At 62.6% G+C, this 12,539-nt stretch carries 11 protein-coding genes; 6 read left to right on the top strand and 5 right to left on the bottom strand.

What is annotated here, in order from left to right; translation table 11 throughout:
- Nucleotides 1-2 precede the first annotated feature (2 nt).
- Nucleotides 3-479, top strand: coding sequence for an NUDIX hydrolase (locus tag BJ964_RS21190; RefSeq protein WP_188122283.1), 477 nt, complete (start codon nt 3-5; stop codon nt 477-479).
- The gene (locus tag BJ964_RS21185; RefSeq protein ID WP_188122282.1) at nt 472-924 is read left to right on the top strand and encodes a hypothetical protein; all 453 of its coding nucleotides are present in this window, start codon (nt 472-474) and stop codon (nt 922-924) included. The genes BJ964_RS21190 and BJ964_RS21185 overlap by 8 nt, the downstream gene beginning before the upstream one ends.
- A 2-nt stretch (nt 925-926) precedes the next feature.
- Here the strand turns inward: BJ964_RS21185 and BJ964_RS21180 are convergent, their stop codons facing one another.
- Complete coding sequence (locus BJ964_RS21180; protein ID WP_188122281.1) at nt 927-1,475, bottom strand: HD domain-containing protein; 549 nt, start codon at nt 1,473-1,475, stop codon at nt 927-929.
- 71 nt (nt 1,476-1,546) lie between these two features.
- Nucleotides 1,547-1,762 (bottom strand): hypothetical protein, encoded by a 216-nt coding sequence (locus BJ964_RS21175; protein ID WP_188122280.1) that lies wholly within the window; start codon nt 1,760-1,762, stop codon nt 1,547-1,549.
- A 106-nt stretch (nt 1,763-1,868) separates the two neighbouring features.
- On the opposite strand from BJ964_RS21175, the gene BJ964_RS21170 reads away from it, so the two are divergent.
- From BJ964_RS21170 to BJ964_RS21155, 4 genes are all read left to right on the top strand, one after another.
- On the top strand, nt 1,869-2,633 hold the full coding sequence (locus BJ964_RS21170) for an XRE family transcriptional regulator (protein WP_223149588.1): 765 nt from the start codon (nt 1,869-1,871) through the stop codon (nt 2,631-2,633).
- A 1,066-nt stretch (nt 2,634-3,699) separates the two neighbouring features.
- Nucleotides 3,700-4,860, top strand: a complete 1,161-nt coding sequence (locus BJ964_RS47355) for a hypothetical protein (protein WP_203832485.1) — start codon at nt 3,700-3,702, stop codon at nt 4,858-4,860.
- Between the two features lie 11 nt (nt 4,861-4,871).
- Nucleotides 4,872-5,924: a hypothetical protein gene (locus tag BJ964_RS21160; RefSeq protein WP_188122279.1), complete on the top strand. Its 1,053-nt coding sequence runs from the start codon at nt 4,872-4,874 to the stop codon at nt 5,922-5,924.
- 666 nt (nt 5,925-6,590) lie between these two features.
- Nucleotides 6,591-7,292 (top strand): hypothetical protein, encoded by a 702-nt coding sequence (locus BJ964_RS21155; RefSeq protein WP_188122278.1) that lies wholly within the window; start codon nt 6,591-6,593, stop codon nt 7,290-7,292.
- A gap of 852 nt (nt 7,293-8,144) precedes the next feature.
- Here the strand turns inward: BJ964_RS21155 and BJ964_RS21150 are convergent.
- The 3 genes from BJ964_RS21150 to BJ964_RS21140 all read right to left on the bottom strand — a co-directional run bounded on the left by BJ964_RS21150 (nt 8,145) and on the right by BJ964_RS21140 (nt 12,414).
- Complete coding sequence (locus BJ964_RS21150) at nt 8,145-9,914, bottom strand: DUF1996 domain-containing protein (protein WP_188122277.1); 1,770 nt, start codon at nt 9,912-9,914, stop codon at nt 8,145-8,147.
- A gap of 128 nt (nt 9,915-10,042) precedes the next feature.
- Nucleotides 10,043-11,368: a hypothetical protein gene (locus tag BJ964_RS21145; RefSeq protein ID WP_188122276.1), complete on the bottom strand. Its 1,326-nt coding sequence runs from the start codon at nt 11,366-11,368 to the stop codon at nt 10,043-10,045.
- On the bottom strand, nt 11,365-12,414 hold the full coding sequence (locus tag BJ964_RS21140) for an NAD-dependent epimerase/dehydratase family protein (protein ID WP_229806996.1): 1,050 nt from the start codon (nt 12,412-12,414) through the stop codon (nt 11,365-11,367). The genes BJ964_RS21145 and BJ964_RS21140 overlap by 4 nt, the downstream gene beginning before the upstream one ends.
- Nucleotides 12,415-12,539 lie beyond the last annotated feature (125 nt).

The following is a 12,539-nucleotide window of genomic DNA, read 5'->3' as shown; positions in this document are numbered from 1 at the left end:
GCGTGGGACAGCGGATTGACTACTTCGATGACCCTGCCGCACCCGCCGCTACCTCTCTGGTGCCCTCGGCCAACGCCCTGGTGGTGAACGACGGCGGAGAGATCCTGCTGATCCGTCGCTCTGACAACGGCAACTGGGCGTTACCCGGCGGCGCCATGGACCTCGGCGAGTCATTGCCCCAGACGGCGGTCCGGGAGACGGCCGAGGAAACCGGCATCGACGTCGTCATCACCGGACTGGTCGGCATCTTCACCGACCCGCGGCACGTCATCCTCTACACGAGCAACGGCGAGGTACGTCAGGAGTTCTCTATCGTCTTCACTGCCGAGCCGGTAGGCGGAACGCTGGCAACCAGCGTGGAGACAACTGAGGTCCGATGGGCATCCGAGGCCGAATGCCGTTCACTGCCGATGGACCCCTCAATGCGCATGCGGATCGAGTACTTCCTCGCCCATCCGCAGGATGTGCACCTTGGATAGCGACGCGCTCGGCGCCATCGCCGACTCGTTCTCAGCGGTCGGCACCATCGGCGCGTTCCTGGTCGGGTTCCGCCTCCTACGACGCGAGCACCGCCGCGAAGCCGACCGAGCAGAAGACGAAAGACGCGCTCAGGCCGAACGGATCAGCGCGTGGATCGAACTGGTCCACAAGCGCGACGGCAAGTGCGACCTCACCTTTCACATCCACAACGCCAGCCCGATGCCGATCTACGAGGTGGAACTACCGCTACCCGCCCGTGGCGACGAGGAACCGCACGTCGAGTTCGTCGGCCTGATCCCACCCGGCCAGACCATCCAACGCCCCGCCCCTACCGAGTGGCTGCGGTCCTACGTCGAACCGGAACCGGTACAGATCGAGTTCCTGGACAGCGCCGGCCGCCGCTGGAGCCGCGACGAACAGGGAACACTCTCCCGCTCGGAATGACCTCAGCGCTCAGCCAGCGCTGTGTTGATCACCTGCACCGAGTCGATGATCAGAGGGCTAGCCTCACGGATCGACTCGGCAACGAGGTGGCCATCCCCGTACCGGGAAAGAATCTCGGCAAGCCGCTGCTCCACCTCGACCGGATCGCCGTCGGGGGTAGTGGTCATGTCGGCATAAGTGATCGCATGCGACGCCAGGCCCCCGACCGGAGGAAACTCACTCGCAAGCTCGTCGGCCAGCCCTCGATTGCGGCCCTCGATGAACGCGCACGAGTGATGAGCGACCAACCGGCAGATCAGGTCATCCAAGCCGGCGACGTCGCGCAGGTAGCGGGCGCCGTCGAGCTGGTGCATACCGGTGACGACCAGATCGGGCGCGTAGCCGACGTCATGCAACCAGGCAGCGCAGACCAGCGCGGAAGCCTCGTCGTCGAGAAGGTGCGCGACCGACTCAGCCTTACGCCCGACACCTTGGCTGTGCGCCCACCGGCGCGGGATCGACTCAGCCAGCACCAGCCGTGTGAGGTCACGGGCACGCTCAATCTCCGCCACACCGGCAGATTAGCGAACGCCCCTATACCCCCTTGGCCCTTGCCGCCTCGTACTACCTCCCCCAGTCCGGCCTACCCCCGGAGTCCTGAAAGCACCTCGGCAAGCCGCTCCGCGATCGCCGGCATCACGTCCCCGAGCCGTACAACCGCCACACCTCGCCGGTCGATGACGTCATGCAAGCCGGGGAACTCCTGGCCGACATCGAACCCGAGGTCTTCCAGAACCAGCGCCAGCCGATCGGTGGCCCTACGCGCCGTTTCAACCTCGGCCTGGTCATCTCTCGGCATCGCAGCCCATCCGCTCGTCCAGCGCGTCCCATCGATGCCGAGTCTGCCGATCAGGTGACCCAGCGTGAACCGCAGGGCTAGGACGTCTAGGGACTTCTTAGCTACGATGACGCCGATTGCCAGCGATGGGAGTCGTTGCGTGAACAGTCCACTTGCCCGAGCCCTGCACAGCGCCGGGGTCGGCATCATCGACGTAGCAGCCCGCCTCGATGTCGACCCGAAGACCGTCCAGCGATGGATGACCGGCCGCATGCCCTACCCCCGCCACCGTGCAGCCCTGGTCAGAATCACCGGATGGCAGCCCCACGACCTGTGGCCGACCTTGCCCCGTCCGACTGAGCAGTCGGCCATCGCCGACGAGGTCCGGATCGTCTACCCACACCGGTCCGCCGTACCCACCGACGTGTGGGCGCGCCTGCTCAGCCGCGCAGAACACGAGATCGACGTCTTGGCCTATAGCGCTCTGTTCCTCGCCGAGGATGTCTCAGTCCCGGCTCTGCTCCGCAAGAAGGCACGCAGCGGCGTCCGCGTCCGCATAGCGCTCGGTGACCCGGACGGCGCCCAAGTCGCAAGCCGAGGCGACGAGGAACGCGTGGGCGCCGGCATGAGCGTCCGCATTCGAACCGCGCTGGTCAGCCTCCAACCGCTCGCCGCAGAGCCGGGAATCATGCTCCGCCTACACGACACGGTGCTCTACAACTCGCTATGCCGCGCCGACGACGAAATGCTGGTCAACTCCCACATCTACGGCCGCCCAGCCGCCCACGCACCGGTACTCCACCTCAAGAGCACCAGCGACGCCGGCATGGTCGCCACTCACACGGAGTCATTCGAACGAGTCTGGGGCTCAGCAAAGCCATCAAAACTCTGACCCCGAACAGCCGAAGCACCAGCAAGACCAGGCCGCCGACGCGGGAGAACGCCGTACTGATCAAAGACTCGAAGCGCCTCATAGCGAGCACGACAGGGTTCCGGCTCCAGACACACAGCGCAGAGCCCACCCGGAGTCCCCGCCAGGTGCTGATTCAACTTCGCATCCGCGAGCACCAGCCGGTCCTGCGCAGCCTGAGCAAGGTAGAGACCAGCACTCACGGCAGATCCGCAGGCCGATTGACCCGGATCCAGGCTATGACCTCGGCCGTGATCCAGACCTTACCGCTGGCAAGCACAGCAGCCGGCTCAGGAAAGCCACTCCGCCCAATGATCTGATAAACCCGCCGCCGGCCAACCTTCAAGATTCTCTGAATCTCAGCCGTACCAACAAACTCAGGCAGTCCCAGCCACTCAAGCTCCCCGGATCCTGATTGCAGTGATCCCATACCCATCGCCCATCCTCAGCATCGGTGATAATCCATCCGCCCGGCGCAACCCATGAATGGTCAGGCCCTATCACACCGGCAGCTCTAGGATTCAGTGTTCCGACTACCGGATACGAACTAAGAGTGTGGATACTGAGATGTCGCGTGAACCCCAGGATCCGAGACGTCTCCGTCCTTCTTGGCGTCCCATCCCGTCCCTAGGCGATCGATGATGGAAATTACGCCACAATTTAGCCTGAACAGACGGCGCGTGGGCGCGTGAAGTCGTTCAGTGCAAGCCAAGAAGAAGCCCAATAACTCATCGGGGTCAATCCGAGCGAGTCTGGGGCTTAGCTAAGCCAGAGAGGGAGCAGTTTTCCACCACCTTCAGATGGCGGGCGACTGGAAGCCTCACGAACAGAGATGCCAGACGTCGAACATTCCGAATTTCGCTACTATACGAAAACCATACCGAAGTAATCGATTCGAAAGGTCACATTTAGCCAGATTCCTTGAAGTCCAGGTTGGCAATCGTGCAGCCACCGCTTGGCGCTGGCGTTAACCTTTCCCTTCGACGCGGACGTGCGCTATAGTGGCCCATTGCAGGTTCTCATCCATTAGGACCACGGAGTGAATAATATGGACTGGCTCTACGATGAGCGCACGCAATGCTGGTCACTCCAGACGACCATGACCATCGGCGAATACGTCGACTTGATTAACGATGCGCATCAAACGCGTGGCGCTTTATCCGGACAGCGAGATGTGCTGACTACCACAACGGCGAAAAGAATCCGCGCCCGCATGGTGGCCGATATTAAGCTCGGTGCCGTTCTACCTCCCGTCGTGATTGGCGCCGTTATCGAGGATGACGTTTTCAACACTCTCCCGATAGACGAAGCCGACTCCGTAAATGAAGTGCTAGGCGATTCGGACCTGAGCAGCCTTTCAATCATTGACGGAATGCAGCGTACTGCTGCGATGCTCGAGGCACAGCGCGACGATCCAACCGTATCTAATCGCCGCCTACGCATTGAATTCTGGCTAGCTACTACCGTTCGTGCCATGATCTATAGAATGCTTGTTCTGAATACCGGACAGGTACCATGGACAATCAGTCGACAACTGACTGTTGTGTTCTCACCCCTGCTTGAAGAAATCCAACGGAATGTGCCGGACCTTGCTAAGCTTTCGACTCCTGACGACCGCGGACGGCGCGTCGGTGGAGGCCAATACGCGAGCGACGACATTGTGGAACTTTATATCGCATTCTCTCTCCGGAAAACCGCAGTCGATGCGAAAGAGGCTGTTTCGGACGAGTTCTCACGCTTGGACTTCGTGGACAACTTGTCAGACACTGAGTTCCAGGCTCAGTTCTATGAGGCACTTGGTCTACTTGCTCGACTCGACAAATCCTTCTCCAGGTACGAGCCAAAAGAGTCTACACGGTACACGAGGGGTCGTGACATCTTTGGCGGCCAGCCGGCACGCATTGGCTTTATAGTTGCGATCGCAACTGCGGTACTTGGGCGCCCAGGCGCAAATCGCCTTGCCGAGCAACGAGGAACCCGGTTGACGGCCCTTAAAGAAGCGCAGAATTCTCTTATTGAAAAGCTGGATGGACTGAATGAAGCTGATCTCGCAGAATTTATCCGGCTTGACGTGCTAAGGGAAGTACTGGATCGCCGCGTTGGGCAAGTAGGACGCTATGAACGCGCGGTCTTTGCGGAAGCCTTCAAGGTCTTAGTAGAGGAAAAATTCGCGCTCGACAGCCTAGAGCCTTGCTGGCGGGCGAACTAATGAACCGCAACATGAAGCTCGCGAATCAAGCCTTATTTCTACACCTGGAAGATTATTGCAAGCGACGTGACGTCGAGATAGCTTCAAGCGGCAACACACGCTGGGTGCGCTTCGCGGGGATAGAGGATGGGGAACTACTGGAGGCGGAACGCGACTTCCTGCAGCACCTAGTCGTAGCGTCAACCCTCAGATTTGGAAACCATCGGTCCCTTTCACATCTAACAAAGGGAGATAGTAGCTATATCGGTCTAGTTGGATTCGACTTTGAGCCGAACCTTCCTACGCAAGTGACTGCAATAGAGCTGAACGCAGGAATAATTGTTTGCCTATTGAGCGAAGTCAAGCCATTTCCAACCGAAGGTCCATTGCAAATCAAGAACATCATAGAGGCATCCAGCAGAGAACAGGATCCGGACTATCGCGGTCACGAGGGTGTGGAGATAGCACGACTGTTTCCGAGAATTCAGGTTTTTACATGGCAGGAAGCTCCGGACGATGAATCCATATGGAGAATGTACTTAATGGCTTGCATTGAAGAATGCCGCCAAGGTGGATCTTGGATCGATGAAGCACTCGCTGAGGAGTTACTTACCCTTACTGACCTGAACGTTCCCCATCTCCCTTACTATGCAATTTGCAGGTCAGTCTTTGATGCTGATCCACAAAGCCTTTTTATGGCGTTGTATAGATGCATTGAAGCTACATATGCATACGAGTCGTCTCGCAAGCTAGTAGAAAAACTCGGGTTAAGCGTTTCCTGGCAAGAGATGGCTGCAGCGCTTGAGGATTCCATGGGGTGGCGTCCACAAGAATCGTCAAGCCTGAATCTCATTCTCCAATATGCTGTCCAAAAGGATCTGGAGACCGTGTGTGACTGCCTCGGCGTGGAGGTCGGTAATGATTTGCTAGCTTCAGCCGGAAAAGCAATCTACGTTCTTCGGAATCGAATTGTACATTTCCGTCCGGGCGGACGGCGAGTCGACGTAGAATCCATCGATTGGAACTTGCTCTGTGGGTGCTTAACCGGAATCGTCCTGAGTGTATTTAGCCGGGCATACTCTTAGCTTGAAGTAAATCAGAACAGGCGGATATCAGCCTTATTCGCATAAGCAATCTGGTCGATTGCTAGTAGCAGTTCGGCATACTTTCAACGTTTAATGGATGCTGACCTAGCGGATCATCATATATCTGATTACGTTTTCTTCCCGGATTGCCGATGTGTTTGGATGAGAATGCGAGCTGAATTTTTGTCAGCGGTACGGAAGGTTCTAGCCGAGAGGGCTGGATACCAATGTTCCGTCCTCAATTGTGGTCGCACCACCATCGGGCCCGCCCCGGACGGAAAAGGCGTCATACGGACTGGAATGGCTGCTCATATATATTCAGCCTCCCCTGGGGGGCCACGAGGCGATGGTGGCCTTTCCTCCGCCGAGAGGGGCGAACCAGAAAACGGAATTTGGTGCTGCTATACGCACGGTAAAGCCATCGACTCCGAATCCGGAAGCTTCTACTCTGCCTCACAGTTGAAAGCCTGGAAACGTCTGCACGAAGCTAGAAAAGGGGCGGAGCTTACGGGAATCGCATCCGATGCGTACGGGCTCGTTGAGTCAATCAAGGTAGCTGCCGCTCCGGGCACACTAGCCGGAAGAACATTCGACCTAGGTATGCGTAATATAATCACCGGCCCCAACGCAAGCGGAAAGTCTGTGCTAGCTCGGCTTATTGCTAGCGTGGCTTATCCTGACTACGTTGCCGATCTTTCTCAAAGAGTTGATGTTGACATCGCAGTCAAGTGGTTCGATCCGCGAACTCATGATGTGTCAACAAGAGGCCGATCCGGCGAAGTAAGGCATGTACTTGATGGTCGGGAAGTTCCCTATGTCGCACGCCCCTATAAGACCATCCTCCTCTCGCTAGACTGCTTCCAATACAAAGGAGGTGTGGCGCAGCTTGCCGCAATGTTCGACCTGAGTGTAACGGGAATGAAGGCGCTCATAAAATCGCTGCCGGAAACAAATGGCATAGTCAAAGATGTACAAGTTAACGGTAACCGTATTGAATGGACATTGGCAATCGGGCAGCGGGTTGTTCGAGAGGAAAATCTAGATCGCCTTCAAGGTTCTGTGAGTGCTGCAGTTCTAGTCGAATTGGCAACTGCCCATGCCCGACATCACGCTAGAGTGGAACCTACTTTTCTCTTAGTCGATGGACTATTTGGGCGATTCGTCGACAGTAGGGCTGTCGGATCGACTCTAGATCGACTTGAGACCGCTGCGGAGCATGCGCAAGTAGCGATCATCTCATCAATGCAGGAAGCGATAGCGAACATCGATAGTTGGTCAATTGCTACTCTTGATGCAGCTCGGCCGGCAGGTCCTTACAACGCCCTCAACTTCGAGGTTCACACGAAGGCCAATTCAGGCCGGACATAAGATCTTTCCATGTTCCTTCTGATTGCCTGGTCGTTCTTGAGGATGCCTACCGCTGGAGCTTAATGTCACGCCGAAGGATGGCCGTGTGTGTGTCCCAAGTGTTGGGCCTCGGACACGATAAACCCCACGCAGGTCATTCACGTTTCACGTGATGCCTGGTGGGGTTTTGTGCTATCCAGGCCCTCTTCACCGCCCACACCCGTCGTGATGGCAGCCGACGGTGCGGCGATCGCTGCTCTGTCCGGGACGTCTCCTCGCCAGCAGCGTTCTCGTCATCCTGTTCCTCCTCCGGCTTCGGCTCCTCCACTGGCTCGCTGTCGGCGGGCCGCTCTGCCGCCATGCATCGACAGCATCAGCCGTTGGCGGCGAAGGAGAAGGCAAGGAGTCGGAATCGCAAACCACCTCGATGGAGAGGAACGAGCCCCTTATCTATCGATAGCATCTGCAATTCCCTGAAAGACATATGGGCATCGGAACCATTCACCCTGGCAACGCTCACAGCAGGCCCGGCACCACCCTCAAAGGTGACAGGCACCGATCCCGCTGGTACCAGCGCTTGAGCAGGCGCCGAATCCAGGCCGATTTTCGGCAGGCGTAGATGTGCGGCGTTTGGACTGCCGTCATCGTCACGGTTCGATGAACGCCTGCAATCCCAAGATCGCCGGACGATGCGTGCGCTCCGGGCCCTCGCCGCCGCTGACCATGCGTGGGAGCGGCCAGCGACGTATGTGGGACGTCAGCGGCAGCTGCTGGCCGGAACCAGGGCCGCACGGGTTGTCGAGCGGATTGAGTGTCCCGCCGGGCCGTGACGGCGCCGGCGGGACACTCACGATCGTCACGGCCTGGAGGGTGTCATGAACACCGTTTGCCGGTGTTTATGCAGGTGGTGATGCCTTGCATGGCGCGGGTGGAGTTGACGTTGATGAAGTCGTTGTGGTCGGAGAAGGGGTTGTGGTTCTCCTCGGGGAAGGAGTCGAGGGCGTATTGGCCCTTGACCTGGACGCTACGGGGGATGTTGTAGGAGATGGTGATCCGTAGTTGCGGGATGGCGCGGAAGCCTTGCGGGCAAGCGCCGGTGGTCTTGTCCGCGAACGCGACGTGTTTGCGGTGGTTGTCGCTGTCGATGTTCTTGCCGTCCCAGCAGCCGGGGAAGTCCTGGACGCGCTGGACCTGCCGGCCGGCGGGGCAGATCGGATATTTGTCGGAGAGCCGGTCGGTGAATCCGGAGCAGGTCCAGGTGGCGCGGGCGTTGGCCGGTCCGCGGCTGGTGGGTTTGGCGTCGCCGGTGAGGGTCCGGAGGAACTTGGGCATCGGCACGACCTCGCTGACCGGGTTGCCGCGGTATTCGATGAGCACTTTCGCGGGGCGGACGATGCCGCCGGTGTTGCCGGGTAGTTCGAAGTCGGGTCCTTGCGGCTCGGGCAGTGCGGCGGCGCTGGTGGGTGCGCCACTGGGTGTGGCCGGAGCGCTGGGGGCGGCGGGGGCCTGGTTCAGTGTGCAGGCGGCGAGTACCTCGAGGCCCTGCGGGCGGGTCGCCTGCCGGCCGATGGCGGTGGCGATCCGGTCGAGTACGGCGATTCGTTTGGCACGCAGCGGCCCGAGGACGGCGTTGTCGACGAAGGCGGCGCCGCCCTGACCGCGCGTGGTGACGAGGCGTTCGTTGGCCTCGGAGATCTGCCGGTCGAGTTCGTCGAGGTTGCGGTTGACTTCGGCGAGGGCCTGGTCGGGTACGCCGGGCAGTTTGTCGCGGACGGTGGGGCACTGGACCTGCGGGTTGGCGACCTGGCCGGCTTTGGTGCTCGCGGCGTGGGCGGTCCCGTGCATCGCGGCGTGCATGCCGTCATAGCTGATGTCACAGTCGACCAGCGAGACCATGCCCGGCCGGTTGCCGACGGCGTTGCCGACGGTGGCGCTGATGTCCTTGATCAGAGCCGCGCGACGGGTGCGTAGCGAGTCGAGGACCTGCTTGTTGACGGCGGGGTCGATGCGTCCGCGGCTGGCGGTCATCCGTTCGTTGGCGTCGGCTGTCAGGCGGTCCAGTTCGGTCAGGAGGCGGTCGACGCGGGCGCGGGTTCGAGCGGGGACGGCGGGCAGCCGGTCCCGGACCGAGGGGCACACGACCGCCGGCTGAGTCTGGGAGAGGGCCTGCTGGACCTGGTTACCGCTGCGGACGGACTTGTCGATGCGTACGACAGGCCAGAAGTACGACGATTTGTCGCCGTTGCGGCAGGTGGTGCCGGACGCCTCGAGGTCGGCATTCGAGGAGTCCGCGGTGATCGCCAGGTTGCCGACGAAGTCGTGGACATGTTCGGCGCCGTTCTTGATGCCGGGCTGGGCCACCGGGTTGTCCGGGCTGAACTTGCCGTTGCCGTTCGTGCCGCAGTTCACCGTGAACCGGCCTGTCGAGGCGGCCGCGGTGGGCCGAGGGTCGCGCACGTTGGGCCGTACGTTCTGGATCGGCACGAACTGCGCCAGGCTGGTGGCGGCGTCCGCGGTGCCCTTGCCGCCGCTGGAGACGAAGGTGGCGGTGAGGGCGCCGGTGGCCGCCAGCACCACTGCGGCCATGGCGATCCTGGCGGGCCGTGACTTCAGGGCCGGGGACCAGGTCTGTCTGCGTTTCATGGGGATCTCCTTGATGCGGTGAAGGCCGGATCCGGTGATGTGTCGACGTGAGCGGATACGGACCCCTGGGCGGCGAAAGATGAATATTCACCGGGTACGTCATCATTTGGTAAGAACTCGCGGAACGGCTACCAGACCGTCAGGACCAGGTGGTTGACCGTCAGGGCCACCGCTGCCTGGACGGCGAGCCAGGTCCGGCGGTCGGCGGGTGGAATCAGGGCCGCACCGGCCATCAGCCACACCGCGAAGGGCAGCCAGATGCGTTCCACCTCGGCCTTGCTGTAGCCCGACAGGTCCGCGGCGACGATCGCCACCGCAGCGGCGAGCGGCAGAATCCAGACGGCGTCGCGAGCACGCGGTCGCGCGACTGTCACCGCCCGGCGGAGGATCACCGCGGCTGCGGGGCCGGCGCAGACGACCATGAGCGCGAGGTTGGCCCAGACCCAGTAGCCGTAGGCGCGATCGCTGGCGATGCCCTGGTAGTAGCGCTCGATGAGCAGGTGATAGCCGGTGAGCCAGGAGAAGCCGGCCGCCGTGAAAGCGGCCACGACCGGCGCCGCGCCGGCAAACGCCCAGACTGCGACGCGCCGGTGTCGGCCGGCCGCAACGATGACCGCCAACGCGATCACGGCCATCAGCAGCAGCCCATACGACAGGTAGCAGCCGAAGGCCAGAAGGACGCCACCGGCGAACGCACCCGCAGGACGCCCGCGGGTCACGCCGAATGCCAACAGGGCGATGCCGCCGGCGGTCACACCGGCGAACAGCCCGTCAGCCGACACCCCGAACCAGACCGCGCCCGGGAACAACACCACGAACGGCAGCACGGCGCGGGCCGCATCGTCGGTGCCGAGCAGCCGCACCGTCTGCGGCACCGCCACTCCCACCAGCGCCGCCACCAGGATGCACGCCACCCCGGCCCAGGCGCCGCCGCTCAGCCCGGCCCGGTCGAGCCAGACGAACACCAGCAGCGCCCCCGGCGGATGAGCGGACACGTGGGTGGTCCAGGAGTCCGGCTGGAAGTCGAGGATCCGTGTGGTGAATCCGGCGAGCGTGGCGGGGATGTCGGTGATGCCGGGGACCTCGTGCAGGTATTCGTGCTCGGTGGTCAGCCGGTCGGCGATGCCGCGTCGCCAGCCGTCGATCAGCGCGAGTGACAGCGTCCAGCCCACGGTGGTGACATAGGACAGAGCCAGTAGCGGCCGCCAGGGCATCCGGGCCGCGAGCGCCGGCCCTCGCCACCAGACCAGTACGGCTACCAGGACGGCGAGCGGTGTGCCGGGCCCGACGTGCGGCAGCCATTGCGCGAACAGGGGCGGGGTGCTGGCGTGCACCGGCCGCCCCAGCAGGTACAGCACACCGCCGGTGACCGCGGCCACCGCGAACAACCCGACAGCGATGCCGGCGGCGATCAGGTCGGCACGTGGCGGCCGGTTCCCAAGGCGGGCGCTCATCCGCGCAGCGGTGCGGAGGCGAACTCGGCGATCCCGTCGGCGAGGTCCACGGTCGCCCGGAAACCCAGTTCGGTCCGTGCCCGGGCCGGCGCGGCGACCACGTGCCGCACGTCGCCGAGCCGGAACTCGCCCGTGACGACGGGAGAGGGGCCGCCAGCGGCTCGCGCGAGCTCGGCGGCCATCTGCCCGATGGTGGCCGGACGGCCGGAGGCGATGTTGTAGGCACGCCAGCCGGTGCGCGTGCCGGTCGCGTTCAGGGCGGCGAGGTTGGCGGCCGCCACGTCGCGGACGTGCACGAAGTCGCGCCGCTGGCCGCCGTCCTCGAACACACGCGGCGCCCGGCCGGCCTCCAGCGCGGACCGGAAGATCGCCGCGACGCCGCTGTACGGGGTGTCGCGGGGCATGCCCGGCCCGTACACATTGTGGTAGCGCAACGCCACGACGGTGCCGCCGGTCTGTCGCGACCACGCCGCGGTCAGATGTTCCTGGGCGACCTTGGTCGCGGCGTACACGCTGCGCGGATCCAGCGGCGCCTGCTCGTCGACCAGGCCCGGCTCCAGTGGGGTGCCGCAGACGGCGCAGGGCGGCTCGAACCGGCCGGCGGCCAGATCCGCGACCGTCCGCGGCCCGGGGCGTGCCGGGCCGTGTCGCGGGCAGGTGTAGGCGCCTTCGCCGTAGACGACCATGGAGCTGGCCAGCACGAGCCGATGGATGCCGGCGCGAGCCATCTCGGTCAGCAGGACCGCGGTGCCGAGGTCGTTGCAGCCGACGTACTCGGGCAGGTCGTCGAGGTCCACGCCGAGTCCCACCATCGCGGCTTGATGAACCACGACGTCGACACCGGCAAGGACGCCCGCGACCGCCGCCTGGTCACGCAGGTCGATCCGGCGCAGCGGGGCCCCCTCCACGGTGTCCGGCAGCGGCGCGCGGTGCGCGCCGGGATGGCCTGCGTCGACGACGGTCACCTGATGGCCGGCGCCGTGCAGGGCGGTTACGACGTGGGTTCCGATGAAACCGGCTCCACCGGTCACGAGTACGTGAGTCACGGCGCCGACGGTAGGGCCGGAACGAGGCATCGGGTCCCGATCGCGGCGAGCCGTCAGCGGATCGTAAGGACTCCCGGGCCACGTCATCGTTCCGTAAGACCTCGTCATCGCCACGTAAGGAAATC

Origin of the sequence: Actinoplanes lobatus (genome assembly GCF_014205215.1) — a bacterium.
GTDB lineage: Bacteria > Actinomycetota > Actinomycetes > Mycobacteriales > Micromonosporaceae > Actinoplanes > Actinoplanes lobatus.
This window is presented reverse-complemented; position numbering and strand designations above follow the sequence as displayed.

What these genes read in the sequence shown, in the direction of transcription:
- BJ964_RS21170 (WP_223149588.1), top strand. Translation starts at nt 1,869, where the DNA reads ATGACGCCGATTGCCAGCGATGGGAGTCGTTGCGTGAACAGTCCACTT.
- BJ964_RS21145 (WP_188122276.1), bottom strand. Translation starts at nt 11,368, where the DNA reads ATGAGCGCCCGCCTTGGGAACCGGCCGCCACGTGCCGACCTGATCGCC.
- BJ964_RS47355 (WP_203832485.1), top strand. Translation starts at nt 3,700, where the DNA reads ATGGACTGGCTCTACGATGAGCGCACGCAATGCTGGTCACTCCAGACG.
- BJ964_RS21160 (WP_188122279.1), top strand. Translation starts at nt 4,872, where the DNA reads ATGAAGCTCGCGAATCAAGCCTTATTTCTACACCTGGAAGATTATTGC.
- BJ964_RS21175 (WP_188122280.1), bottom strand. Translation starts at nt 1,762, where the DNA reads ATGCCGAGAGATGACCAGGCCGAGGTTGAAACGGCGCGTAGGGCCACC.
- BJ964_RS21150 (WP_188122277.1), bottom strand. Translation starts at nt 9,914, where the DNA reads ATGAAACGCAGACAGACCTGGTCCCCGGCCCTGAAGTCACGGCCCGCC.